Source organism: Rhodopseudomonas julia, from assembly GCF_030813515.1.
In the GTDB taxonomy this organism is placed as follows: Bacteria; Pseudomonadota; Alphaproteobacteria; order Rhizobiales; family Afifellaceae; genus Afifella; species Afifella julia.
The window spans coordinates 957,174-982,707 of sequence record NZ_JAUSUK010000002.1 but is presented as its reverse complement, the minus strand read 5'-3'; the positions used below and the strand labels follow the sequence as shown (position 1 = coordinate 982,707).

The following is a 25,534-nucleotide window of genomic DNA, read 5'->3' as shown; positions in this document are numbered from 1 at the left end:
TCAGCCCACCACTTCCAGGCCCATCGAGCGCGCAGAGCCCTCGACCATACGCATCGCTGCCTCGACGTCGGCAGCATTGAGATCCTTCATTTTCTGCTCGGCGATCTCGCGCACCTGATCGCGCGACACCTTGCCAGCACCATCCTTGCCCGGCGCCTTCGAGCCCTTCTGGACCTTGGCGGCCTTCTTCAGGAAGTAGGACACCGGCGGCGTCTTCATCGCGAAGGTGAAGGATTTGTCGGCGAAGATGGTGATCACCACCGGCACCGGCGAGCCCTTCTCCATTTCCTGAGAAGCAGCGTTGAAATCCTTGCAGAACTGCATAATGTTCAAACCGCGCTGACCGAGCGCCGGTCCGATTGGCGGAGACGGATTAGCCGCACCCGCCGGCACCTGCAACTTCAGGTACCCCGTAATCTTCTTTGCCATCTTTCACTCCGTTATGTGCCGCCCGGAGACCGACCCCGGCGGCGCGGCGCGACGCGTGGTACGGCCTTGATGGGACGCTGTGGCCACCGTCCCGACCTTCCACACTTCAACTGGAAGACCTGGGTCTTCCGCTCGACCGCCGGATCGCACCGACCGGCGGCCATTCGGGTCAGAGCTTTTCGACCTGCCCGTATTCCAACTCGACCGGGGTCGAACGCCCGAAGATCGACACCGCCACTTTGACGCGCGCCCTCTCCTCGTCGACCTCCTCGACATTGCCCTCGAAGGACGCGAAAGGTCCGTCGGCAACACGAATTCGTTCGCCAATCTCGAAATTGACGGAAGGCTTCGGACGATCGACGCCTTCCTGCACCTGCGCCATGATGCGCTCGGCTTCCGAATCGGGAATCGGCGTCGGTTTGTTGTCCGTGCCAAGAAAGCCGGTCACTTTCGGCGTGTTCTTGATGAGATGGAACGCCTCGTCGGTCATATCCATCTTCACGAGCACATAGCCCGGAAAAAACTTGCGCTCTGCGTCGACCTTGCGGCCACGGCGCACCTCGACAACCTTCTCCTTCGGAACCAGGATCTCATCGATCAGATGATCGAGCCCCGCCGCCTCCGCTTTTTCGCGAATGGACTCAGCGACCTTGTTCTCAAAATTCGAGTAGGCGTGGACGATATACCAGCGTTTCGCCATCAATCTCTGCCTTGCGGGCTCAGCCGGCAGCGCCGAGCAGCAACCCGACGCCCCAGCTCATAATCTGGTCCGCGACGAAAAAGAAAATCGCCGCCAGAAATACCATGACGAAGACCATCACGGTTGTGATCAGCGTCTCGCGCCGAGTTGGCCAGGTGACCTTGCCGACCTCGGTCCGCGTCTGCTGTAGGAATTGAAAAGGATTGGTTTTCGCCATGCCGCCGAACTCAAAGGCGCGCGATCACCCTGACCGCGCGCCTCCGAACCTTCTAGTTAGTCAGTTTCATCCGTCGACGCAACCCCCTCATTAAGGCTCCCTTAAGAGTGGATCGCGATCCCGTCTGTAATCTGGCAGGGGCGGAGGGATTCGAACCCCCGACCACCGGTTTTGGAGACCGGTGCTCTACCAGCTGAGCTACACCCCTTCACCCGGCATCATCGCCGAATGCGACTTGCCGGATCGAAATTCGCTTGAGTGACCGTGGCGGCCGACTCGTCTGCCGCTGGAACTACACAGATGCGGCGGCCGGCGCAAGCGCAACCGAGCAACCTTCGAGCGTGAAAGGCCGATCCGCAGCAATCCGTCACGGTCGGCCCGTCTTCACGCCCGATCGCGGTTACTCGATGATTTCGGAGACGATGCCGGCGCCGACGGTGCGGCCGCCTTCACGGATGGCGAAGCGCAGCTTCTCTTCCATCGCGATCGGCACGATCAGCGTCACGTCCATCGTTACATTATCGCCCGGCATCACCATCTCGGTGCCCTCGGGCAGCGTCACGACACCCGTCACGTCCGTCGTACGGAAGTAGAACTGAGGACGGTAGTTGGTGAAGAACGGCGTGTGCCGCCCACCCTCTTCCTTCGTCAGAATGTACGCTTCCGCCTTGAACTTCGTGTGTGGCGTCACCGAACCCGGCTTGCACAGGATCTGCCCGCGCTCCACGCCCTCACGGTCGATGCCGCGAAGAAGCGCGCCGATGTTGTCGCCCGCCTGGCCCGAGTCCAGCAGCTTGCGGAACATCTCAACGCCCGTCACCGTCGTCTTGCGCGTGTCGCGGATGCCGACGATCTCGACTTCCTCGCCGACCTTGATCTGCCCGCGTTCCACACGACCCGTCACAACCGTGCCACGGCCGGAGATCGAGAACACGTCTTCAATCGGCATCAGGAACGGCTGGTCGATCGGACGCTCCGGCGTCGGGATGTACTCGTCGACCGCCGCCATCAGCGCCCGGATCGAATCCTCGCCAAGCGCCTTGTCGCCGTCCTCGAGCGCCACAAGCGCCGAGCCCTTGATCACCGGAATGTCGTCGCCCGGGAATTCGTAGGACGACAGAAGCTCGCGAACCTCGAGCTCGACGAGCTCAAGAAGCTCCTCGTCGTCAACCTGGTCGACCTTGTTCATGTAAACGACCAGCGCCGGAACACCGACCTGACGGGCGAGCAGAATGTGCTCGCGCGTCTGCGGCATCGGACCGTCCGCCGCAGACACCACCAGGATCGCGCCGTCCATCTGCGCCGCGCCCGTGATCATGTTCTTCACATAGTCCGCGTGCCCAGGGCAGTCGACATGCGCGTAGTGACGGGCTTCCGTCTCGTACTCGACATGCGCCGTCGAGATCGTGATGCCGCGCGCCTTCTCTTCCGGCGCCGCATCAATCTGGTCGTAAGCCCGATACTCGCCAAAGAACTTCGTGATCGCTGCCGTCAGCGTCGTCTTGCCATGGTCGACGTGACCGATCGTCCCGATGTTCGCATGCGGCTTCGTGCGCGAAAATTTCTCTTTTGCCATTTCCCTCTACCAAGGCTGAGTTCGACGGGGATTTTCGGCGCGCCTAGTACGATGGTACGCGCGATGGTGCAAGAGGCCGTGCGTCACATGCACGCCACAAAGAAAGATCCCGGGAAGGCGGAGCCAAGATCTCGCGCCAAAACGCCAGGGAGGTCGCGCAGCCGAGCCCGAAAGCGGCCGGGCATCGATGCGCCACAAGCGCCTCTGGTTTCGGGTCTTGAACGAAATCTGGAGCGGGTAGCGGGAATCGAACCCGCATATTCAGCTTGGAAGGCTGCTGCTCTACCATTGAGCTATACCCGCACAGCGTTTCGCGGGCCGCTGGTGGAGGGGGTTGGATTCGAACCAACGTAGGCATAGCCAACGGGTTTACAGCCCGTCCCCTTTAGCCACTCGGGCACCCCTCCGGTGCGGCCGTCGAAACGACTGGCGAAAGCGAGGTCTCGGTTGGAAAACCGAAACCGTCGGTGGCGGCGTATATGCAGGTGGCGCCCCGGCCTGTCAACGCCCGCAGCACGAAAGCCCACCGTTGCCATTTCGTGAAGTTCGGTGCGATGGGAGAAGACGGTCAATTGAGCAAGCAAGCGATGTCCAACGATACGAATATGAGAAGGCGCCGGCGCCCCGGCGAGAACGCCGGACGGTCCGGCCGGCGAAGCCCGCGCACGCCTCCTGCCGATTCCCCTTCGGCCATCTACGGCTTTCACGCCGTCAGCGAAGCGTTGAAGAATCCGGAAAGAAAGATCCATCGCCTCGTCGCAACGGCCAATGCGCTCAACCGGCTCAAAGGGCTCGTCCCGGACATGGAATGGCCGGAACCCTCCACAACGCGCGAGATGGACAAATTGCTCGGCTCCGACACGGTGCATCAAGGCGTCGCGCTTTTCTGCGATCCCCTAGCCGAGCCAGAACTTTCCGACTGCATCGGCGCCGACATGATCGTTGCGCTCGATCAGGTGACGGACCCGCACAATGTCGGTGCGGTTCTTCGCTCTGCGGCCGCCTTCGGCGCGACTTTTCTGATCATGACAGACCGCCATTCACCGCCCGAAACCGGCGTTCTTGCGAAAACCGCTTCCGGCGCGCTGGAACACGTCGCAATCGTGCGCGTGCGCAATCTCTCAAATGCGTTGGAGGAGCTGCGAGACGCAGGCTTCCACCTGCTCGGGCTCGACGGTGAGGCCGCGGACGCGTTGGGCGATGAGCCTGTGCCCAAACCCGCTGTTCTCGTTCTCGGCGCGGAAGGCAAAGGCCTGCGGGAAAAAACCGCAGCGACATGCGACCGGCTGGTGCGGCTTCCCACACGTCCGCCGATCGCAAGTCTCAACGTTTCCAATGCCGCAGCCATCGCGCTTTACGAGGCAGGCCGCTCCGAACGTCGCTGAATCGCCTCAGCGGCAGAGGCGGCGCGGACCGTTATACGGCTGGAACGTGCCGCTGCGCGGATCGAAGCTGCGGTATTTGGAGGCGCAATAGGCATACCATTCGCGCGTCCAAGGCGCAGGCCTCGCACCGGCATAGGCTGGAGGAGCCGCATAATAACGCGGCTGCGCCATGGCGCCGCCGAGAGCCAGCCCAAGGCCGAAGCCGGCGACACCCGCACCGAAGCCATTCCTATGGCGATGCCGGTAATAGTGCCGCCCATAACGATAGTGCCGATCGCGGTAATGATGCCCCCGATATCGGTGGTCGCGATAATACCGCCCCGGGGCGCGAGGCCCGATGCGGTGGCCGCCGCGCCAGTGACGATCCTGCACCTTAATCAGAGGGGCTTCGACGGCATTGGCCGGCGACGTCTGCGGCGCCCGAGGCATCGCTGCCATTGTCGGCGAAAGAGACGCAATCACCATCGAAAGCCCTGCCGCGATAGCGATTGCTGTCCGAGTAGACCTGGATTGCATAACGAAATCTCCTGCGGACCGCACAACAAGATCGTCCTGCGGCCAACCGTTCTTAGAACGCTAACAAATTCAGCAGCCGCGCGTTCCCCATTGAAAAGGTCCGATCACGTTTCTTTTACCGGAAAGCTCCGTGAACACGGTCGATTCTCGCCGCCCTCGCAGCCCCTGTTGTGCGCGCATGAGAGGAATCGCGGTCGATCTCTCGACGCGTTTCGTCTCGCATGATCGTCCAGAAAGCCATCGTTGCGATGGGCTCGCGAGCGCGCCTACGAAGCTGTTGCACCTGCCAGAAGGAGCGGTTAGGGAATATTCGTTCCAAGCGGCTTCAAACTGCCGGATTGGAGCCTTGCAAGCGCATCGAATGGCACGAAAAAAGTCCGCTGTCGTGCGCCGTGCCGGCTTAGCTCAGTTGGTAGAGCATCTGATTTGTAATCAGGGGGTCGGGGGTTCGAGTCCCTCAGCCGGCACCATTTTCACTTTAAAAACACTTGATTCTGAGTCAGCCGGTCTCCGACTCACGCGATCGTCGGCAAGCGCTCATTCGCGAGCACGACGCCTCTCACCTCAGAGAGGCTCGGCCGCGCCTGAACGGCGCGGCCTTTGTCCGGCGACAGGGACCGCGCAAGCGCAGTCTCTGGGGAAGTAAGCGCCAATTTCGCTCCCCACCTTTCCGTAAGATTGCAACGCCAGGAAGGGCCGCCAAGACGACGCAGTAGGCCGCTCAGGCCTGTCGACAGCACCCAAACGATGCTGAGGTCGAACGGTCCAGCATCTCAGCCGGCAACCTTGTCGATGAGGCGCCGAACATCCTCCGCGCTCGGCTTGCGCGGATTTCCGGACGTGCAGAAATCCGCCAACGCGGAAGCAACCAGCGCATCCTTGGCCTGCGTCAGCACATCCATGTCAGCACCCAAAGCCTTGAGCGTCAGCGGAACTCCGAAGCGCTTGTTCAGTCCCACAATCGCATCGATCAAATTCTGCGTGCCTTGCAGTGCCGTCTCGCCGTCAAGATCGAGAAGCCGGGCCAACCGCGCGTAGCGCTCGGCTGCGGGCTCAGCAGAGTTTTTGTCGAGGCCGGCGTTGAACGCGATTACATACGGCAGGAGCATAGCGTTGATGCGCCCGTGCGGAATATGCAGGCGGCCTCCGATGGCATGCGCGAGCCCGTGGTTGAGACCGAGCCCGGCCGAGTTGAACGCCATGCCCGCCATGCACGAGGCGTTGTGCATCGCAATCCGGCCTTCCACGTTTTGGCCATCGGCGAAAACCACGGGGAGGTTCTTGAAGGTCAGGCTGACAGCCTTCTCGGCAAGAGCATCGGAAAAATCGGTCGCACAATGGGCGACATAGGCCTCCAGAGCATGGGTCAGCACGTCCATGCCGGTATCCGCCGTAATCTGCGGCGGCACAGTGCGCACGAACTCCGGTTCAAGGAGCGCGATATCCGGAATGAGCTCGTCGGACACAAGCGGGAACTTCGTGCCCTTCTCCGGATCGGAAATGACCGAATAAGCCGTCACCTCAGAGCCAGTCCCGCTCGTCGTCGGAATGGCGATGAACGTGATCCGACGCCGACTGTTCATCTCGCGCAGAATCGCCAGAATCGCTTTCGCCGCATCGATGGCCGAACCGCCGCCGAGGCCGATGATGATCGTCGGACGAAAGGAGGAAAGCTCCCTCGCCCCTTCCTTGACGCTGGCGATGGGCGGATCGGGAGTGACCTTGTCGTAGATCGTGACAGCGCTGTCGGAGAGGTATTGCCGTACCCGGTCCGCGACGCCGAGCTTCACCATAAGCGCATCGGTGACGATACCGATCCGCTCGTTGTGGAACTCACGAAGCCGCTCGAGGGTACCCACCCCGGAGACGACCTCCGTCTTGAGTGAAAACGTATGCATGGCGCTCATCGTCTTGGCCTCCTTAGCCGAAGAGCTCCCCCGCATTTTTAGGTCCGGCGTTGCCCGGAGCTGAAAACCGGTCCCTTCGCGCCGTCGCATCAAGCCCCAAGCGACATCGCATCCAGTTTCGGATCAGTGCGCCATCATCTGGCGCGTCGACCGAGCTCCGTCTAGCGATGAGGGGTAGTATGTCGGTCGAATGAGCCGCGCGATGGCAGCCGTCGCACAGTGGCGCCCCGGCACGATCGCGTGACCGGCCTGAACCGGAATCGCTCGGATGATCGCGAGAAGCACGCAATCCCGGGTATTTTCCCGTCGCTTTCGACAATCTCGAATGGCTCGCCTGCAATCGATCGGGCCTCGCCACGCATCGTGTCGGCGTCCATCCGCGGCATTATGCCCCTGTGTTTCCTCGTCTTTTTAAGGCTGGCGCGCTAACCGTCCGTCAGCAGGACATCAGTCGTCAGGCCGCAATCGGTCCCCAACGCGACGGTTGGCACCCGAATGCCAACAACCCTCAATTGAATCACGAAAAAATGCAGGGGAATGTCGATCTGAGACCATGCGCCCTCGCCGCCTAGGCTGGATCGGGGACAATTTTCATGTCGCCGCCGCAACGCCCGCGGCGGCATCCGACGTTGTCTGGCACCGCGCAGGTTCCTCATGATGAGAGGTCCCCAAAAGTGTCGTCACGGGCCCAATTCCGCAGGCATTTTGTTCGGGCGAAAACTCAGAAATGGCACATAAAATATTGTTTTATTTATTTTTTATATCTTAGCGGATTGCGTTTCAGACAATCCCCCAGCACGCCGCGCTCACTCGTCCGGCCGCAGGAAGCGATAGCCGACCCCGGGCTCGTTCAGGATGTAGCGGGGGCTCGCCGGATCATCGCCGAGTTTCTGCCGCAGACGCCCGACAAAGACGCGCAGATACTGCACGTCGTCGGCATTCGCAGGCCCCCAGACGCTCGTCAGGATCTGCCGGTGGGTGAGGATGCGACCGGCATTGCGCATCAGGTAGGCGAGAAGCTCGAATTCTTTCGGCGTCAGTCGGAGCCTCTCTCCCGCCAGCGACACCTCGTGGCGGGCAAGATCGAGCTTCAGATCCCCGACGACGATTTCCGCGCTGTCCTCCCCGGCTTTTCGCGCAGGACGCAGGAGGACCCTCACGCGTGCCAGAAACTCGGGAATCCCAAAAGGCTTGACCACGTAATCATTGGCCCCGGCATCGAGGGCGGCGACCTTCTCGTCCTCGCCTTCCCGGACCGAGAGGACGAGGATCGGCAGGTTCGACCATTCGCGAAGGCGCCTGATCACCTCCTTGCCATCGATGTCGGGCAGACCGAGATCGAGAATGACGAGGTCGGGCTCCTTCAAGGCGACAGCCTCCACCCCCTTGCGGCCATTCTCCGCCTCGAAAACCTCAAAACCATGCGCTCCGAGCGCCACCCGGAGGAACTTCCGGATCTGCGGCTCGTCGTCGACAATCAGGATACGCGTGGCGCTCATGGTTCTGCCGTCGCCTTCTTCGGCATCTCGGGAGCGAGAGGGAGCTTCACATTTATGACGGTTCCGCGGCCGCCCGAGCCCGCACCGATGGCGATCTCGCCGCCATGTGCCTCCACGATGCCCTTGCAGATGGCGAGCCCGAGGCCGGTGCCGGCTCTTTGCGCGTCACCGGCACGCACACGGTAGAACATGTCGAACACTCTGGCGCGATCCTCGATCGGGATTCCGGGGCCTTCGTCGCGCACCGACAGATGAAGCTGTCCGGCCTCGACGCGGCCCGAAACCACGATCTCCGTGCCGGGCTCGGCGTATTTCGCGGCATTGTCGAGAAGATTCGCAACGACCTGTTCCAGAAGTACGGGATCGCCCGCAGCCATAGGCAAGTCACGCGGCAGCTCGATGGCGAGCCGGTGTCCCGCAAGGCGCCGCCGAAGCTGACGAACGGCGCGCCCCACCACTTCCCGCATGTCGACCCAGTCGCGCCGGACCTGCAATGCGCCATAGCCGAGACGCGTCATATCGAGGAGGTTCTGGATGTAGCGGTTGAGCCGCTCACCCTCGTCGCGGATGGTCTCGGCCATCGCCACGCGACCGGATGGGCCAAGGGCTTCATCGGCCTCCAGGAGACCCGACGCGGCTCCGATGATGGAAACGAGCGGTGTGCGCAGATCATGGCTGACGGACGACAGAAGCGCCGCGCGAAGCCGCTCCGTTTCAGAGAGAAGCCGCGTCTCCTCCATGTCGGCCGCCAAACGGGTGCGCTCGACGGCGATCGCCACCTGATCGACCAGCGCTTCCAGAAGACGACGTTCGTCGGGGGCGAGCGGCTGTGAGCGCGCAAAGCTGACGCCAAGCAGCCCTTCCCTGCCATGTGCCGTCTTCAAGGGCAGAAAAAGCCAGGAGGACGCCGGCAGCGTCGGCGAGCCCCAGCCGGCGATTTCACCGTGCTCCCAGGCCCATTCGGCCGCTCCGCGGTCCTTCGCCTCGAGCTGATCCTCAGGCGGATAGCCGCCGAGGATGGTCAGCTGCCCCTCCGGGCCTGGCCCGAGGATGAGCGACGAGCAGTTCAGCGTCGAGGCGACGTGATGGACGGCCGCCCAGACGACGTCGTCGAGAGACGCCGCGCTCGCGATTTTGCGGCTGAAATCGTAGAGCGCGGCCGTACGGCGCGCGATGTTGCGCTGTGCCTTCACCTGCGCCCGCAACCGTGCCGCGAGATTTCCGGTCGCGATCGCCACGGCGAGATAGAGAAAAAGGGTGCGGACCACAGTCTCGCTGTGGACGCTGAACGTATAATACGGCTCGGTCAGAAAGTAATTGTAGGCGAGGAAGGACAGGACGCTCGCATAGATCGAAGGCCAAAGCCCGTAGCGCGTGGCGATGGCGATCACCGAAGCGAGATAGAGGAGCGACAGGCTCTCGACCGGCAGCGCCCTATGGACCGCCGCACCGATCGCACTGCTCGCAAGAACGGCGAGGGTCGCCACCCCATAGGCTTCCGCCTCCCAGGTCGGAAAGAGATGCGGCGCCCTCACCTTGTCGCGGCGCGCTTGCGTGGCATCCGAGGCAATCACCGTAACCTCGAAATCCCTCGCGGCCCGGATAATCTCGTTCGCCACGTTCTCGCGAAAGAACCGTGCCGAAAAAGTGCGCATGCGCGGGCGGCCGACGACGATACGGCTCACATTGCGCGAGCGGGCGAAAGAGAGAATCTCTTGCGCGATACGCGATTCCGCGTTGAGCGAGGCGACTTCGCCACCGAGGGTCTCGGCGAGCCTTAGCGTCTCGGCGATCTGGTCCTTTGCAGCCTCCGGCAGGCTCTCCGAAGCGGGGGTGACGACGTTCACGGCGATCCACGGGAAGCGGCCACGATCGGCAGCCCGTTTGGCCGCACGCACCAGCGCTCCGGCGACCGGCGATTCGTTGACGCAGACGAGGATTCGCTCCTGCGTCGGCCACGGCCCAGGGATCGCGTGGCTCTTCATATGCGCCATCATCTGCGCATCGACGCGGTCGGCAGCAACGCGCATGGCAAGCTCGCGCAGAGCCGTCAGATTGCCCTTGGAGAAGAAATTCTGGATAGCCCGCGCGATCTGGTCCTGAACGTAGACCTTGCCCTCTCTCAGCCTTTCGATCAGCTCGTCAGGCGGCAGGTCGATCAGCTCGATCTCATCCGCCAGTTCGACGACGCGGTCGGGTACCGTCTCGCGCACACGCACGCCGGAGATGCGCGCGACGACGTCGTTCAGGCTCTCCAGGTGCTGGATGTTGAGCGTCGTATAGACGTCGATGCCCGCGCCGATCAGTTCCTCCACATCCTGCCAGCGCTTCGGATGGCGGCTTTCGGGAACGTTGGTGTGGGCAAGCTCGTCGACGAGGACGAAGCCTGGGCGGCGCTTCAGGATCGCATCGACGTCCATCTCAGAGAGAAACCGGCCGCGATAGAGGACACGCCGTCTCGGGATGGTTTCAAGCCCGGCTGCGAGACGTTCCGTCTCGGCACGGCCATGCGTCTCAACGACGCCGACAGCAACGTCGAGACCCGCGGTGCGGCGCTCGCGCGCCGCTTCGAGCATGGAATAGGTCTTGCCGACGCCGGGCGCCGCACCGAGGAAAATCTTGAGCCGCCCCCTCCCTTCCCGCGACGCTTCCGCGAGAAGAGCCTCGGGCTCGGGACGGTTATCCGGCTCGTTCATTGTGTCCTGCTGCTCGCCCCTTCCGCCACCGGCACGCCGTTATTCCCGGCCGGCCGAAGCTCGTCGAGCGCCAGGTTGAGCGCAAGAACATTCACGCGCGCCTCCCCGAAAAGTCCGAGGCTGCGCCCCTCGACATGATGCCTGACCAGGTCGCGCATCTGCTGCAGGGGAAGATCTCGCGCCTTGGCGACGCGCGGCGCCTGAAAGAAGGCCGCTTCTGGAGAGATGTGCGGATCGAGGCCGCTGCCGGATGTCGTGACGAGATCGACGGGCACGCGCGCACCGCCTGCCTCGCGGCTGAGCCTTTCGGCATCGGCCGAAACCCGCTTGAGAAGGGCCGCACTGGTGGGGCCGAGATTGCTGCCTCCGGACGCGCCGGCATCGACATCGCCCGCGGACGGCCGCGGATGGAAATAGCCCGGAGCGGAGAATGTCTGGGCAACCAGACTGGAGCCCACGACCTGTCCGTTGCGCTCGACGAGACTGCCGGCGGCCTCGGCCGGAAACAACGTCTGAGCGAGACCGGTCATGGCGAGCGGATAGCAGACGCCAAGAAGGACGGTCATGAGGAGCGAAAAAACGATGGCGGGACGAAGCTGGTCGATCATGGCTTTGCTCAGACGATGGCGATGGAGGTGATGAGAAGGTCGATGGCCTTGATGCCGATGAAGGGCACGATGAGCCCCCCGAGGCCGTAGATGAGAAGGTTGCGCCGCAAGAGGCTCGCGGCCGTCGCCGGCGCATAGCGCACGCCCTTCAAGGCGAGCGGAATGAGCGCGATGATGACGAGCGCGTTGAAGATCACCGCCGAGAGGATGGCGCTTGCCGGGCTTTCCAGTCGCATGACGTTGAGCGCTGCGAGACCGGGATAAGCGGCCACGAAAATCGCCGGCAGGATCGCGAAATATTTCGCTACGTCATTGGCGATCGAAAAGGTCGTGAGCGAGCCTCGACTGATCAGGAGCTGCTTACCGACCAGCACGATCTCGATGAGTTTCGTCGGATCGCTGTCGAGATCGATGAGATTGCCGGCCTCCTTGGCGGCGGGTGTCCCGGAATTCATCGCGACGCCGACATCGGCCTGCGCCAGCGCCGGCGCATCGTTGGAGCCGTCGCCGCACATGGCGACGAGTTTGCCCCCCGCCTGCTCGGCACGAATGAGTTCGAGCTTCTTTTCCGGAGTCGCTTCCGCCAGAAAGTCGTCGACGCCGGCTTCGGCCGCGATCGCGGCCGCCGTCAGCGGATTGTCGCCCGTCACCATGACGGTGCGCACCCCCATGCGCCGAAGCTCGGCGAAACGTTCTCGGATACCGGGTTTTACAACATCCTTCAGATGCACGACGCCGATCGGCTTGCGGTCGGCCGCAACGACGAGAGGAGTACCGCCGGAGCGGGCGATGCGTTCGATGAAGCGCGAGAGTTCCGGCGTCGCGGCCTTATCGCACCAGGCGAGGATCGCGTCGCTCGCCCCTTTGCGGATCTCGCGTCCGTCTTTCAGATCAGCCCCTGAAATACGGGTCTGCGCGCTAAACGGAATGGTCGTCACGACGCGATCGTCGTGATCGATCTGCCGGCCGAGGCGCTTGCGGGCAAGGTCGACGATCGATTTTCCTTCCGGCGTCTCGTCTGCCGCCGAAGCGAGATGGGCCAGCTCGGCAAGTTGCCGTTCGTCGGTCCCTGAAACCGGCAGAAAATCGTCGGCCATCCGGTTGCCGAAAGTGATCGTTCCGGTCTTGTCGAGAAGGAGCGTGTCGACATCGCCTGCCGCCTCCACGGCCCGACCGGACTTGGCAATGACGTTCGCCTTCACCAACCGGTCCATTCCGGCAATCCCGATCGCCGAGAGAAGACCTCCGATCGTCGTCGGGATCAGGGTCACGAGAAGCGCGATCAGGAAGGCCACCGGCACCGTCGCCCCCGAATAGAGGAGGAAGGGCTCGAGCGTCGCGGTGACGATCAGAAAGATGATGGTCATGCCGGCAAGCAGGATCCCGAGCGCCACCTCGTTCGGGGTCTTCTGCCGCTCCGCTCCCTCCACGAGCGCGATCATGCGGTCGAGAAACGTCTCGCCCGGCTTCGACGTCACTTTGACCTTGAGCCAGTCCGACACGAGGCGCGTGCCGCCGGTGACGGCGGAGCGGTCGCCGCCCGCCTCGCGAATGACCGGGGCGGATTCGCCGGTGATCGCCGATTCGTCGACCGATGCGATGCCGTCGACGATCTCGCCGTCCGCCGGGACGATGTCTCCCACTTCGACGAGAACGAGATCGCCGGGTTTCAGCGTGTGGCTCGAAACCGTCCGCGTCTCCGTCGCATCGAGGGAGACGAGAAGCTTCGCTGGCGTTTCGGTCTGCGTCGCCCGCAGCGTGTCGGCTCGCGCCCTGCCACGACCTTCCGCCATCGCTTCAGCAAACGTCGCGAAATAGACCGTGAACCAGAGCCAGGCTGCGATCTGGCCCACCACCGCCGTCTCGCCGGCACCGCTCACGAGGCCGCGCAGGAAGAGGAGCGTCGAAAGCGCCGCCGCGACCTCCGTGACGAAGATGACGGGGTTCTTCATCAGATGACGTGGGTCGAGCTTGACGAGCGCGACGCGCATCGCCGGTCCCGTCACCTGCATGTCGAAGAGAGAAATGTCGGGCTTTCTGCGCATGGCGCCAGGCTTTCTGACAGGCTGCTGATGGAGGGCCGCAGTGTCGGCGCTCGGAAGATTGCCGTGGTTTGCGGCATGCGAAGGAGCTCGCGGCATCAGAACGTCTCCCCGGCGAGCATCGCCGTGTGTTCGGCAATCGGCCCGAGGGCGAGCGCCGGAAAGAAGGTGAGCCCGCCGAGGATCAGGACGACCGCGACGAGAAGCGTGACGAAGAGAGGACCATCCGTCGGAAATGTGCCGGCCGAGGCCGCGACCTTCTTCTTGGCCGCCAGCGAGCCGGCGATCGCCAGCATCGGCACGATGAAGACGTAGCGGCCGAGGAGCATGGCAATGCCGAGGAGAGTGTCGTGGAAGGGCGTGGCGGCGCTAAATCCCGCAAAGGCGGAGCCATTATTCCCCGTCGCCGAGGAATAGGCGTAGAGGATCTCAGAAAGCCCATGCGGGCCTTTGTCCTGGAGCGAGGCGAGCGCCACCGGGATCGTCGCGGCCGCGGCGCCGAAAACGAGGACGCCGAGCGGCATCACCAGGAAGGCAATGACGGCGAGCTTCACCTCTTTCGTCTCGATCTTGCGTCCGAGATATTCAGGCGTTCTCCCGACCATCAATCCGGCAAGGAAGACCGTCAGCACGACGAAAGCGAGCATGCCGTAGAAGCCGGAGCCGACACCGCCGAAGACCACTTCCCCGACCTGCATGAGCAGCATCGGCGCGAGCGCTCCGAGCGGCGTGAAGCTGTCGTGCATGGAATTGACGGAGCCGTTGGACGCGGCGGTCGTCGCCGTCGCCCAAAGCGCCGATTCGCCGACGCCGAAGCGAACTTCCTTTCCCTCCATGTTGCCGGTTGCCTGCTCGACGGGAAGATTCGCGAAGAGCGCGTTGCCTTCGCTTTCCGCCCCATAGGTGAGCGCCAGCGCGCCGAGGAAGAGGATGCCCATGGCGGCAAAGATCGCCACGCCCTGGCGCATGTCGCGCACCATACGCCCGAACATGAACGTGAAGGCCGCCGGGATGAGTAGGATTGCCGCCATCTCGACGAAATTCGAAAGCGGCGTTGGATTTTCGTAAGGCACTGCGGAATTGGCGTTGAAAAAACCGCCGCCATTGGTGCCGAGCTGTTTGATGGCAATCTGCGCCGCGGCTGGACCCTGTGCGATCGTCTGCCGCGCGCCTTCAAGCGTCGTGGCGTCCACATAGGCGGAAAGGTTTTGCGGCACGCCCTGCCAGACGAGAAAGAGCGTGAAGAGGATCGAGAGCGGCAAGAGCAGGTGGAGGACCGCCCGGGTGATATCGACCCAGAAATTGCCGAGACTGCGTGCATCCCCGCCGGCAGAGCCACGCCCGGCGAAGCCACGGATGACGGCGGCGCCGACGGCGATGCCGGTCGCGGCCGAGACGAAGTTCTGCACCGTCAGACCCGCCATCTGACTGAGATACGAGAGCGTCGTCTCGCCCCCATAGGCCTGCCAGTTGGTGTTGGTGACGAAGCTGACCGCCGTGTTGAAGGCGAGATCGGGCGCAAGCCCCCCAAAGCCTTGCGGGTTGAGCGGCAAGTGACCTTGCAGCCGAAGGATCGCATAAAGGATCAGCCAGCCGACCGCGTTGAATGCGAGGCAGGCGGCCGCATAGCGTGCCCAATTCTGACCCGTGTCAGGATCGATGCCGCCAGCGCGGTAGAAGAGCCGCTCGATCGGGCCGAGGACCGGCGTCAGGAGTGTTCGTTCTCCCGAAAAGAGCCGCGCCATAAAGAGCCCGAGCGGCCAGGCGAGCGCCGTGACGACGAGGCCATAGACGATAAAGAGTAGGATGTCGGAAGACATGGCCGCGCCTCAGAGCTTTTCGGGATTGAGGAGCGCCCAGACGAGATAGGCGAGAAGGGCGAGTGCCACGATGGCACCGAGCACAAGGTCGAAAGCCATCGCTCAAAGCCTCTCGATGATGCGCAGCGAGAGCGCCGCGACAGCGAAAAAGCCGAGGGCAAGGCCGACAAAGAAGACGTCGAGCATTTCATCTCCATCATCCGGAACGTGACCGGAGGATGGGAGCAGAGGCCATAAACGGGCCATTCGCGTTTTTGGCGGGTCGCATCAACGAGACATAAATGAAGGAGGTGACGTCGAGCCTCCTTCGGAAGACCAGGACGTCGTGCAAATCTCAGCCGGCAAGCCGTCAGCACTTCACAGGCGAAGCGCCCTGCCCGCTCTCAGCCGCGATGATGGATGAACGTTTCAGCCGAAGTTGTTGAGACGACTCCGGACTTCTCAGTCGGACTGCCTCGCCCGAGGCTAGCGCGATGCGGGCTCCGTTTCGGAAGCCGGGCTCCCGTCGCCTGCCTTCCCGTCCGGCTCGTGCCATTTCTGAGCGAGACCGGAAAGGTCATCGAAAGTGTTGGAGGTATCCGACACCGTGCGCCCCATCCCGCACCCGCCAAGTGTTCCGAGAAAGGCGAAAAGACCAAGCGCCAAGGCAGCTTGCGTCACGACCTTCGAGGTGACGTTCGAAGCGGAAGTGTCCTGTCGACGGTGAATGGCGCGCATCGTTGCTCCTCTCGTCACGGCAGCTCGTTTGAAATCAGTCGCTCGACTGCACGAGCCAGCACCCGGCAGCCGAAGACGATATCCTCTTCCGCCGTATCTTCGTCGATATCATGGCTGCGCCCACCGATGCTCGGCACGAAGAACATCGCCGCCGGCATCGTCTGGCCGATGATCATGCAGTCGTGACCGGCCCCGCTTGCAAGCCTCATCGGCTGTTCGCCGAGATCGACAGCCGCCGCGGCAAGCTCCTCCGCAAGCTGCGAATTGGTCGTCGTCGGAGGCACTCGCGTGGTCACATCGACAGAGACCGTGAGACCCGTCTCGCGCTGAAGGGCCGCCGCCTTGTCGTGCACGGCCGCTTCCATCCGCTCCAGCCGCCCCAGGTCGCCGTCGCGAAATTCCAGCGCAAGTTCGGCCCGAGACGGCACGACGTTCGGGGCGCCCGGCCTCAGCGCCACACTGCCGATATTCCACACGGTCTCCGCTCCGGAGAGTTCCAGAAAGGCCGAATCCACCCAGGACGCGAAAGCGAAGATCGCGCGGCCGGCATCGCGGCGCATCGTCATTGGCGTGGTTCCGGCGTGATCTGCACGCCCCTCCGCCTTCACGCTCATTCGGCGTGTGCCGGCAAAGCCGGTGACGATGCCGATCCTCCGCCCGGCGGCGAGAAGCCGTGGGCCCTGTTCTATGTGGCCCTCAAGAAAGCCAATGAGGCGATGTCTGTCGGCGACGATCGGATCGCCCGAAAAACCTGCAGATGCGATGGCAGAGGTGAGCGCCTCGCCATCCGATCGGTGCGCATGCCCAACGTCACCCTCCGATAGGAGCCCGGCGAGGCTCTTGGAGCCGAGGAGAGGCAGATAGGTACCCTCCTCATCCTGGAAGGCGATCACGTCGATACCGACAGGCACGCTCATGCCACTCTCGCGAAATGCCCGCGCGACTTCGAGCGCGTAGATGACGCCCATGGCACCATCGAGCCAGCCGCCACGCGGCACCGTGTCGGAATGCGAACCGAGCAGCAGCGCCCGGTCGACGTCCGGCCACGCGCCGTAAACATTGCCGAAACGATCCTGCTGCACGACGAGGCCGATTTCGCCCAGTCTCTGCTTGAGCCAGTCACGCGAGGCAACATCGGCCTGCGAAAAGGCGATCCGATCGACACCGGTCCTGTACTTTCCGAATTCGGCCAGGCGCCGCAAATCGGCGATCAGTCGCTCACTTTTGATCTCAACCACTGCCGGCTCTTCATTCTGGCGCTGACGAAGCCAGAGCGATCGATGCGTCGCCCCGACTGCCGCGAACAAATAAAGGCACCTTCATGGCGCGGATCGCAGCCGGCGTCGAGCGCCAGCGGCACTACCACGCACATCGGCACCTCCGGCGGCAGCAGAGCACACCGACCACGATGCAGAAAACTCAGGAGGGATCGTCGCCGAAATACTGCGTGCGCAAACGTTCCACCAACTCGCTCTCTTCGGCCCAGATGACCTCGACGGTCAAATCCCGCGTCAGACCGGAATTTCGACTTACGCCGAAACCGTATTTGTCCGGTTCGAAGATCGGCCCGACGACGTCGAGCGGCTCGTCCTGATGCGTGTGGGCGTAGTATTCCAGGACGGGCGCATCGGCGATGATCGCGTCGACGTCCCCGTCGAGGAGAGCAGCGACAGCGTCGTCGAGATCATTGTAGGCCCGCGTCTCGAGAAAGGCCTGCTGGGCGAAAGCCTCCGACACGCCACCCTTGAACACCCCGACGGTCTTTCCCGGCAGATCGGCAAGACTATCGATCTGGCTATTGATCGAAATCGCCGTCATGACGCTCGTGACGGTCGACGTCAGATAGGCGACGACAGCGACACCGCAGACGAGCCAAAGAGCCGCCCACACCCGGCCGACCCAGCCGAACAGATTCTTTCGGATCGGAGCGCGGCCGGATGTCGCCACCGACATGACGGAGTAAAAGCCCTCGGCAAGCGAATCTGGCCACGTCTTCGGAAATTCCGGATCGAAGCGGCGATAATAGATAGTGGTCACCACCGTGGCCGCGAGAATGACGAAGGCGAGCCAGAGATAGGCTCTCAGATAGCCGCTGTCTCTCAACCCTGACACGACCTCGCTGAACCCAGCGCCGGCATCCTCGTTGATCATGATCCGAAGACCGGCATCGAACCAGGGATAGGTAAAGTCGATCCGGTGGGCACGCTGTTCGGTGATGGAGAGATTTGTGACCGCAACGTCGATCTCACCGGAGGCCGTCGCATCGAGAAGCGCCGCAATCGTCGGATAGGTTTGATAGTCCGTTTTGAAGTTCAGACGGCCGGCAATTGTCTCCCAGAGATCAATCGCCATGCCCTCATAACGCTTGTCCTTTTCCATGACGAAAGGCGGGCTCATGTAGAGCCCGACATCGACCGCGCGCGGCGATGCAAGATCCCCCGTCGCTTGATCAAGTGCAGTGGGTTCGCCATCCGAGGTCTGGGCAAAAGCGCTGCTTGCAAAACTCATAAATACGAGAACAAGCGCAAATTTCACGAGATGAGACAGCGCAGCACCCCGTCTCTCGAAAACAAAGCAAATTGATGAATTCACTGAAACTGTCCCCTGGGTGGCCTTCTTCGGGTTTTCGATTGCTCCGGCCACATCTTCGTCAAGATGTCTTAGCCGCCGCCTAACACGATCTGGGGACAGCAGCTTTCCGGTCCGCGAAACCCGCTATCCTCCAAGCGAAATCGGTTTTCCGAAGATGCGAACCTCAGCCGGCCTCGCGCGTTCAGCTTGCGACGGACGACGACGGTTTCACAGCAAAGAAAGAGCGAGAGAAAGAGGCGAGATGTCCGACACTCTGTGGTGGCAGCATGGAACGATTTACCAAATTTATCCGCGGTCTTTTCAAGATTCGAATGGCGACGGCATCGGCGACCTGGAAGGCATCCGCCAGCGCCTTCCCTATCTCACCTGGCTCGGCGTCGACGCTGTCTGGATATCGCCCTTCTATCCCTCGCCCATGGCCGATTTCGGCTACGACGTTGCCGATTATTGCGATGTCGATCCGATCTTCGGCACGCTTGAGGATTTCGATCGCCTGAGCACCGACATCCATGCGGCGGGGATGAAACTCGTCCTGGACTTCGTGCCGAACCACACATCGAACCGGCATCCCTGGTTCCAGGAAAGCCGCATTTCGCGCGATAGCGCAAAGCGGGACTGGTATATCTGGCGCGATCCCGCGCCGGACGGCGGCCCGCCGAACAATTGGATTTCCAATTTTGGTGGCAGCGCCTGGCAGTTCGATGAAGCGACCGGGCAATACTACTACCATGCCTTCCTGAAGGAGCAGCCTGACCTCAACTGGAGAAACCCGGAAGTGCGGTGGGCCATGCACGACGCCTTGCGCTTCTGGCTCGACCGCGGCGTCGATGGCTTCCGCGTCGACGTCATCTGGCATCTGATCAAGGACCAGGAGCTCCGCGACAACCCGATCAACCCCGCTTACGAGCCGCATCAACGCGAACTCAACCGTCTGCTCGAGGTTCATTCCTGCGACCAGCCGGAAGTGCACGAGGTGATCGCTGAGATGCGCGCCGTGCTGGAGGAATACGACGACCGCGTTCTAATCGGCGAAATCTATCTGCCGATCGAGCGGTTGATGGCTTATTACGGCTCCGACCTCAAAGGCGCGCATCTCCCGTTCAATTTCCAGCTGCTGCAATCGGCCTGGGATGCCCGCCACATCGACAGTCTTATCCAGGAATACGAGACGGCACTTCCCGAAGGTGGCTGGCCGAATTGGGTGCTCGGAAACCACGATCAGGCGCGCATCGCCGACCGTCTCGGTCCGGATCAGGCGCGGGTCGCGGCTATGCTCCTTCTCACTCTTCGTGGCACGCCGACGCTCTATTACGGCGACGAAATCGGCATGGTACAGGTTCCGATCCCTCCCGAGCGGGTCCAGGATCCATGGGAGAAGAACGAGCCCGGCCTCGGCTTCAACCGCGATCCGGCTCGCACGCCGATGCAATGGGATGACAGCGACCGCGTCGGATTTTCGAACGCCGAGCCATGGCTGCCGGTGGACCACCGCGAGCCAACTCGCAACGTGGCTGCACAGAAGCAGGATCGATCCTCGCTTCTCTGCCTCTATAAGCAATTGCTCGAGTTGAGGCGCCAACGAAAGGCTCTTTCGGTTGGACGATACAGGCCCGTGACGGCCGAAGGAGACATCCTCGCCTTCCGTCGCGAGCACGAAGGCGAGAGCATACTCATCGTCCTCAACCTCGGCAGCGCCGCGCATCGCCTGATGCTCGATGAAGGAACACGTGGCCGCGTCGTGCTTTCTTGCCTCGGGAGAAAGGCGGGCGAAGAGATCTCGGGCGCCCTCGAGATCTCCGCAAACGAAGGCCTCATCGTCGACCTCACCAACTGACCTCCATTCTCAGGCAGGAACCCACGCAATGCTCGATCTCTGGTACAAGAACGCTGTCATCTATTGCCTTGATGTCGACGCCTATATGGACGGCAATGGCGACGGCGTGGGTGATTTCCGGGGGCTTGCCGATCGTCTCGACCACATCGAGGCTCTGGGGGCGACCTGCATCTGGCTCCTGCCGTTTTACCCCTCCCCCAACCGCGACAACGGCTACGACATCTCCGATTTCTACAATGTCGATCCGCGTCTCGGATCCCTCGGGGATTTTGTCGCCTTCACGCGCGCAGCGGCGGATAGAGGTCTGCGTGTCCTCGTCGACCTCGTCGTCAACCACACCTCGACGGACCATCCGTGGTTTCAGTCCGCCCGTTCCGACCCGAACTCGCCCTATCGCGACTGGTATGTGTGGTCGGAGGAAAAACCGGAAAACATCCACGACGGCATCGTCTTCCCGGGCGTGCAGGAGGCCATCTGGACCTACGACCAGAAGGCGAAGGCCTGGTATCTGCACCGCTTCTACAAGCATCAGGCCGATCTCAACATCGCCAACCCGGCCGTGCGCGAAGAGATCGACAAGATCATGGGTTTTTGGCTGCAGCTCGGCGTCTCCGGCTTCCGTATCGATGCCGTGCCCTTCCTGATCGAATATCTCGGCCTCGATCACGCTCCGGCCCGCGATCCGGCCGAATATCTCTCCGACATGCGCCGCTTTCTCTCATGGCGGAAGGCGGAATCGGTCCTTCTCGCCGAAGCCAACGTCAGCATGAAGGAGGTGACGAGCTATTTCGGCGAAGACGGCAACCGTATGCACATGGTCTTCAATTTCATGCTGAACCAGCACATGTTCCTGGCCATGACGCGCAAGGATGCCGAGCCGATCCGCCGCATTATGTCGATCATGCCGGATCTGCCGGTCGAAGGTCAGTGGGGCTCCTTCCTCAGAAATCATGATGAGGTCGATCTCGGCCGATTGTCCTCGCAGGAGCGCCAGGAGGTCTTCGACGCCATGGCGCCGGACCCCGGAATGATCGTCTATGACCGAGGTATCCGTCGCCGCCTCGCGCCAATGCTCGAGGGAGATATCCGCCGCCTCAAGCTTGCCTACGCCCTCATGTTCGCTCTGCCCGGGACACCCGTCATCTGGTACGGCGAGGAAATCGGCATGGGCGACGATCAGAGCCTTGAGGAGCGCAATTCGGTGCGCACGCCGTTGCAATGGTCGGACCGCAAGAACGGCGGCTTTTCCTCAGCCGATCCCGACGATCTGGTCCGCCCTGTCCTGAACGATGGACCCTTCGCCTACGACAAGGTGAACATCGCCGACGCCATGCACGACCCGGACTCGTTGCTCTCCTTCGTTCGCGAACTCGTGCGCATTCGCCGTTCCTTGCCCGAAATCGGATGGGGAATATGGACAGTGATGGACGGCGACACGCGGATTCTTGCAATGCGCAGCGAATGGAAGGGAAACGTCACCCTCACCTATCACAACCTTTCCGACGAGGCTGTAGAGGTGACACTCGAACCCGTTCAGGGAACCGACACCGACGAGACCGCCTATACCTCCGTTCTCTTCGGGCAAGGCGTGCCCCCTCGCAATTTGAAGCCGGGCACGAGCCTGACGCTCCCTCCCTACGGCTTCGCCTGGCTGCGGCCAGACCAGGAGCGACGCTGACAGCGAGCCGCAGAGGCCGCCTCGCGGATGCACAAAGTCCCGCGCAAAATTCGTCTTTTTTTAACCACGTTTCGCCCTGCCCGGCCCGCTGGCGTTCAGGACACCAGCTTCAGCTCAGATAGCTATCTCATTAGGTCTCGGTTGAAAGAGGTCGCAATATGGGAGCTATCCGCAAGGCGAAAGCGCTTTCCACCCACGTATTGTGGGTGATGAGCCTGTTCGCCCTCCTGGCTGTCGGCGGGATGTTGTTCGTCGTGCTGCAAGCGCTCGTGGGGACGGACCACGTCTCCATCGAAAGACAGCAGCAGCTCGTGCGCCATGCCATGGAGGCTCAGACGGCGCGTGTCTCAGAGGAGCAGAAAAGCGTCACATGGTGGGATGAGGCCGTGGAGGCGGTCAAAGCCCGAGATATGCCTTGGATTCACGAGAATCTCGGCGAATGGATGTATGCCTTTTTCGGCCACGATCGGACCCTTGTCGTGGCTCCTGACGGCCGCCCGATCTACGTCATGGAAGAAGGCATGGCGGCGGACCTCGAGACAGCCTCAGAGGTGCTGCCCATCATGGCGCCCGAACTGGCAAACCTTCACCGTCGTTTCGCAGAAGTCGAAGGAAGCGACGCTGTCGTCGAGCGCAGTGTCAAGATGGTCGGTGGGCGGCCCGCGATCATCAGCCTCCTGCCGCTCCTGTCTTACTCGGAAGCGCTGCGTGTCATGCCAGGCGAGGAATACGTACTCGTCAGCGTGCAGTTCGTGGATCGTGCCTTCCTCGACCACATCCGTGACGGCTACCTCCTGGCCAAGGCGCGCATCCAGCCCAACGAGGCGGAGAGGTTCGACGAAACGTCTCTCCCGGTTCTCGACGACAACGGCAACACGCTCGCCTATCTTACCTGGAAACCCGAACTGCCCGGTCGCGAAATCCTCAACCAGGTGCTCCCGACAGCTGTGATCGCGGGCCTCGCTATGCTCGCTCTCATCGCCTTCTATGCGCGCAGTATCTACCGCAGCTCGGCCGAGATCGAGGCTGGACGACTTCGAGCGCTCCATCTCGCGTCACATGACGGGCTGACCGGTCTGCCGAACCGTTCGGGCCTGATCGAACGGCTGGAACGCGTCCTCCCCCTGGCAGGCGAAGAGACCATCGCGCTCCTTTTCGCCGACCTCGACCGCTTCAAGGAAGTGAACGATACCTACGGTCATCCCGCAGGCGATGATGTCATCCGACAGTTCGCGGTCCGGGTCACACGCCTGCTCGACGAAAAGGATATGCTCGGACGCCTCGGCGGCGACGAGTTCGCCATCCTTCTTCGCAATCTCGGCACGCGAGAAGACATCTCAACGATATGCGAGCGCATTCTCTCATGCGCCAGCGCGCCCTTCACGATCGAAGGAGGCACGGCCCATGTCGGCGTATCGATCGGCTACACCTTTCTTCATCCGGACCTGCCCCGAAGCGAATCTCTGAGGCGCGCCGATATCGCTCTTTATGCGGCCAAGCGCGAAGGCCGCGACCGCTTCGTCGCCTTCTCTCAGGAGATGGACGCAGCCTTGCGCGCCCGCCATCTCATAGAAGAAGAATTGGCAGCGACACTCGCGCGAGGCGGCCGTGATCTCGTTCTCCACTATCAGCCGCAAGTGTCAGGGCGCGACGGCGAGATTTGCGGGGTGGAGGCGCTCCTGCGTTGGCGTCACCCGCGGCTCGGCTTCCTTCTGCCCGGCGCCTTCATCGGTCTCGCCGAAGACACCCGTCTCGTGGCAAAGCTCGACGAGTGGGTTCTGCGCCACGCCTGCCGTCAGGCCCGAAAATGGCCGGAGCTAACCGTCGCCGTGAACATTTCCCCCTGCTCTTTCGAGCGGCATGGACTTGCCGGGCGCTTGCTCCGGATCATGCGCGAGGAGAGGGTGAATCCGAACCAGATCGAAATCGAAATCACGGAAAGCGTCCTCCTCAAGGAAGGCAAAAGTGCTGCTGAGGAATTGCTGCATCTGAGAAGCCAGGGCGTGCGGGTCGCGCTCGACGATTTCGGCACGGGCTATTCGAGCCTCAACCGGCTCAGAATGCTGAAGGTCGACAAAGTGAAGATCGACCGCTCCTTCGTTCAACCAATCGGAGAAACGGCCGATTCGACCGCGATCGTGGACGCGATCGTCGAGCTCGGCCACGCGCTCGGACTTTTGGTGACGGCCGAAGGCGTCGAAACCGAGCGGCAGCGCGAATATCTGCGTTTCATCGGCTGCGACGAAATCCAGGGCTTCTTATTTTCCGGGCCGGTGCCGCCAGAAGCGATCAGCGAAATGTTGATTGAAGAAAGGCAACGCGGCGCCGCCTGATTTCGTATGCTTCGAGCCGCTTAAAGCGCCAGCATGTGCCGGATTTCTGCGGCACAGTCGCCCACCTCTCTCTCCGCGGTTTCGACGATCCCGACGGGACGTATCCAGGGCCGATAGTCCCGTTCCACAACCTCTTGCCAGGTCGGTCCTGCGCAGTTGTTCGCCGCCGACCTCCGGGTTTCGACCCGATTGCGGTGCGCGTCACGATCGGTGCAGACGATCTCCACCTCCAAAAGCTCTGCATCGGCCGCGAACGCGACATTGCGCCATGCATCGCGCGTCAGCATCCACGGATTGACGCAATCGGCGATGACGCGATGACCGAGGGCGAGATTGTCCGCGGCGACGGCATAGGCCGCGCGGTAGCCGGCATCCTTCATATCGCCCTCCACGACGCTGGACGCGCGAATGGCACTCTCGATGGAATCGATGCGAAGCCAGATGGCCGCGATCTCCGCGGCAAGCATACGCGCGATGCTCGATTTGCCGACGCCAGGAAGACCGGAGAACGACACGAGGAGCCCCCGTTTTTGCCCGCGGCTCATGCAGTCTCTGCCTGCGCCCATTCAAGATAAGGTGTGTTCACCCGCACCGCGGCAAGCGTCAGGATGGCCGGAACGTCATAAGGGTGCCTCGCCTCGATGAGGCGACGCAGCTCCGCCTCTCTCTCCGGCGGTGTCTTCAGGATCAGCACCGTCTCCTCCTCGTCCTCGATGGCGCCCTGCCAGCGATAGACAGAGACCATTGTCGGGAGAATATTGGCGCAGGCTGCCAGCCTTTCAGAAACCGCGGCTGCGGCGAGTTCTTTCGCCGTCCCCATGTCCGGGCAGGGAATATAGAGAAGCATCAACTGCCCGCTCTCTTGCGATCCACCCGGCGCGTGTTTCCGCTGCGCTTCCTCGTTCATGATCGTTCGCCTTTGATTCGCGTCTTCACAGGGCTCGGTCGGTTTCACCCACAACTACAGCTTTGCCGAAGCGGCCGG

Annotated in this window: 22 protein-coding genes and 4 tRNA genes; 5 read left to right on the top strand and 21 right to left on the bottom strand. The window is 62.3% G+C overall.

Features of this window, described 5'->3' with window-relative positions:
- The 7 genes from rplK to J2R99_RS13845 all read right to left on the bottom strand — a co-directional run bounded on the left by rplK (nt 1) and on the right by J2R99_RS13845 (nt 3,329).
- Nucleotides 1–429, bottom strand: a complete 429-nt coding sequence (gene rplK, locus J2R99_RS13875; protein WP_092816651.1) for a 50S ribosomal protein L11 — start codon at nt 427–429, stop codon at nt 1–3.
- Nucleotides 430–598: 169 nt separating this feature from the next.
- Complete coding sequence (gene nusG, locus J2R99_RS13870) at nt 599–1,129, bottom strand: transcription termination/antitermination protein NusG (RefSeq protein WP_307155023.1); 531 nt, start codon at nt 1,127–1,129, stop codon at nt 599–601.
- Nucleotides 1,130–1,148: 19 nt separating this feature from the next.
- Nucleotides 1,149–1,346 (bottom strand): preprotein translocase subunit SecE, encoded by a 198-nt coding sequence (gene secE / locus J2R99_RS13865; RefSeq protein ID WP_092816647.1) that lies wholly within the window; start codon nt 1,344–1,346, stop codon nt 1,149–1,151.
- A gap of 132 nt (nt 1,347–1,478) precedes the next feature.
- Nucleotides 1,479–1,554 (bottom strand) — tRNA-Trp (locus tag J2R99_RS13860).
- A 192-nt stretch (nt 1,555–1,746) separates the two neighbouring features.
- A complete protein-coding gene (gene tuf, locus J2R99_RS13855; protein WP_307155022.1) occupies nt 1,747–2,922 on the bottom strand; it encodes an elongation factor Tu in 1,176 nt (391 codons plus the stop codon).
- Between the two features lie 229 nt (nt 2,923–3,151).
- A tRNA-Gly gene (locus J2R99_RS13850) sits at nt 3,152–3,225 on the bottom strand.
- Nucleotides 3,226–3,244: 19 nt separating this feature from the next.
- Nucleotides 3,245–3,329, bottom strand: a tRNA-Tyr gene (locus J2R99_RS13845).
- 165 nt (nt 3,330–3,494) lie between these two features.
- Between J2R99_RS13845 and rlmB the strand changes: the two genes are divergently transcribed.
- Nucleotides 3,495–4,307, top strand: coding sequence for a 23S rRNA (guanosine(2251)-2'-O)-methyltransferase RlmB (rlmB, locus tag J2R99_RS13840; RefSeq protein ID WP_307155021.1), 813 nt, complete (start codon nt 3,495–3,497; stop codon nt 4,305–4,307).
- 6 nt (nt 4,308–4,313) lie between these two features.
- Here the strand turns inward: rlmB and J2R99_RS13835 are convergent, their stop codons facing one another.
- Nucleotides 4,314–4,745: a BA14K family protein gene (locus tag J2R99_RS13835; protein ID WP_307155020.1), complete on the bottom strand. Its 432-nt coding sequence runs from the start codon at nt 4,743–4,745 to the stop codon at nt 4,314–4,316.
- Nucleotides 4,746–5,217: 472 nt separating this feature from the next.
- On the opposite strand from J2R99_RS13835, the gene J2R99_RS13830 reads away from it, so the two are divergent.
- A tRNA-Thr gene (locus J2R99_RS13830) sits at nt 5,218–5,293 on the top strand.
- 303 nt (nt 5,294–5,596) lie between these two features.
- Here J2R99_RS13830 and J2R99_RS13825 read toward each other — a convergent pair.
- From J2R99_RS13825 to J2R99_RS13775, 11 genes are all read right to left on the bottom strand, one after another.
- A complete protein-coding gene (locus J2R99_RS13825) occupies nt 5,597–6,730 on the bottom strand; it encodes a 1-propanol dehydrogenase PduQ (protein ID WP_307155019.1) in 1,134 nt (377 codons plus the stop codon).
- 806 nt (nt 6,731–7,536) lie between these two features.
- On the bottom strand, nt 7,537–8,229 hold the full coding sequence (locus tag J2R99_RS13820) for a response regulator (protein ID WP_307155018.1): 693 nt from the start codon (nt 8,227–8,229) through the stop codon (nt 7,537–7,539).
- Nucleotides 8,226–10,925, bottom strand: a complete 2,700-nt coding sequence (locus J2R99_RS13815; RefSeq protein WP_307155017.1) for an ATP-binding protein — start codon at nt 10,923–10,925, stop codon at nt 8,226–8,228. The genes J2R99_RS13820 and J2R99_RS13815 overlap by 4 nt, the downstream gene beginning before the upstream one ends.
- Nucleotides 10,922–11,533: a potassium-transporting ATPase subunit KdpC gene (gene kdpC, locus J2R99_RS13810; RefSeq protein ID WP_307155016.1), complete on the bottom strand. Its 612-nt coding sequence runs from the start codon at nt 11,531–11,533 to the stop codon at nt 10,922–10,924. The genes J2R99_RS13815 and kdpC overlap by 4 nt, the downstream gene beginning before the upstream one ends.
- Nucleotides 11,534–11,541: 8 nt before the next feature.
- The gene (gene kdpB, locus J2R99_RS13805) at nt 11,542–13,578 is read right to left on the bottom strand and encodes a potassium-transporting ATPase subunit KdpB (RefSeq protein WP_307155718.1); all 2,037 of its coding nucleotides are present in this window, start codon (nt 13,576–13,578) and stop codon (nt 11,542–11,544) included.
- A 95-nt stretch (nt 13,579–13,673) separates the two neighbouring features.
- Nucleotides 13,674–15,395 carry a potassium-transporting ATPase subunit KdpA gene (gene kdpA, locus J2R99_RS13800; RefSeq protein ID WP_307155015.1) on the bottom strand — a complete coding sequence of 574 codons (1,722 nt, stop codon included), beginning with the start codon at nt 15,393–15,395 and terminating at the stop codon, nt 13,674–13,676.
- A 9-nt stretch (nt 15,396–15,404) separates the two neighbouring features.
- Complete coding sequence (kdpF, locus tag J2R99_RS13795) at nt 15,405–15,494, bottom strand: K(+)-transporting ATPase subunit F (RefSeq protein ID WP_307155014.1); 90 nt, start codon at nt 15,492–15,494, stop codon at nt 15,405–15,407.
- Nucleotides 15,495–15,497: 3 nt separating this feature from the next.
- Nucleotides 15,498–15,641: a hypothetical protein gene (locus J2R99_RS13790; protein WP_307155013.1), complete on the bottom strand. Its 144-nt coding sequence runs from the start codon at nt 15,639–15,641 to the stop codon at nt 15,498–15,500.
- Between the two features lie 219 nt (nt 15,642–15,860).
- Nucleotides 15,861–16,112 carry a hypothetical protein gene (locus J2R99_RS13785; RefSeq protein ID WP_307155012.1) on the bottom strand — a complete coding sequence of 84 codons (252 nt, stop codon included), beginning with the start codon at nt 16,110–16,112 and terminating at the stop codon, nt 15,861–15,863.
- Nucleotides 16,113–16,126: 14 nt separating this feature from the next.
- On the bottom strand, nt 16,127–17,350 hold the full coding sequence (locus J2R99_RS13780; RefSeq protein WP_307155011.1) for a hydantoinase/carbamoylase family amidase: 1,224 nt from the start codon (nt 17,348–17,350) through the stop codon (nt 16,127–16,129).
- Between the two features lie 181 nt (nt 17,351–17,531).
- Nucleotides 17,532–18,647: a transporter substrate-binding domain-containing protein gene (locus J2R99_RS13775; RefSeq protein WP_307155010.1), complete on the bottom strand. Its 1,116-nt coding sequence runs from the start codon at nt 18,645–18,647 to the stop codon at nt 17,532–17,534.
- 298 nt (nt 18,648–18,945) lie between these two features.
- Between J2R99_RS13775 and J2R99_RS13770 the strand changes: the two genes are divergently transcribed.
- The 3 genes from J2R99_RS13770 (at nt 18,946) to J2R99_RS13760 (ending at nt 24,549) form a co-directional block, all read left to right on the top strand.
- On the top strand, nt 18,946–20,538 hold the full coding sequence (locus tag J2R99_RS13770) for an alpha-amylase family glycosyl hydrolase (protein WP_307155009.1): 1,593 nt from the start codon (nt 18,946–18,948) through the stop codon (nt 20,536–20,538).
- A 28-nt stretch (nt 20,539–20,566) separates the two neighbouring features.
- Complete coding sequence (locus J2R99_RS13765; RefSeq protein WP_307155008.1) at nt 20,567–22,216, top strand: alpha-amylase family protein; 1,650 nt, start codon at nt 20,567–20,569, stop codon at nt 22,214–22,216.
- A gap of 158 nt (nt 22,217–22,374) precedes the next feature.
- Nucleotides 22,375–24,549: a putative bifunctional diguanylate cyclase/phosphodiesterase gene (locus J2R99_RS13760; RefSeq protein ID WP_307155007.1), complete on the top strand. Its 2,175-nt coding sequence runs from the start codon at nt 22,375–22,377 to the stop codon at nt 24,547–24,549.
- A gap of 20 nt (nt 24,550–24,569) precedes the next feature.
- On the opposite strand, the gene J2R99_RS13755 is transcribed toward J2R99_RS13760, so the two are convergent.
- Nucleotides 24,570–25,094 carry a P-loop nucleotide/nucleoside kinase family protein gene (locus tag J2R99_RS13755; RefSeq protein WP_307155006.1) on the bottom strand — a complete coding sequence of 175 codons (525 nt, stop codon included), beginning with the start codon at nt 25,092–25,094 and terminating at the stop codon, nt 24,570–24,572.
- Nucleotides 25,091–25,456: a divalent-cation tolerance protein CutA gene (cutA, locus tag J2R99_RS13750; protein WP_307155005.1), complete on the bottom strand. Its 366-nt coding sequence runs from the start codon at nt 25,454–25,456 to the stop codon at nt 25,091–25,093. Before cutA ends, J2R99_RS13755 begins: the two co-directional genes overlap by 4 nt.
- Nucleotides 25,457–25,534 lie beyond the last annotated feature (78 nt).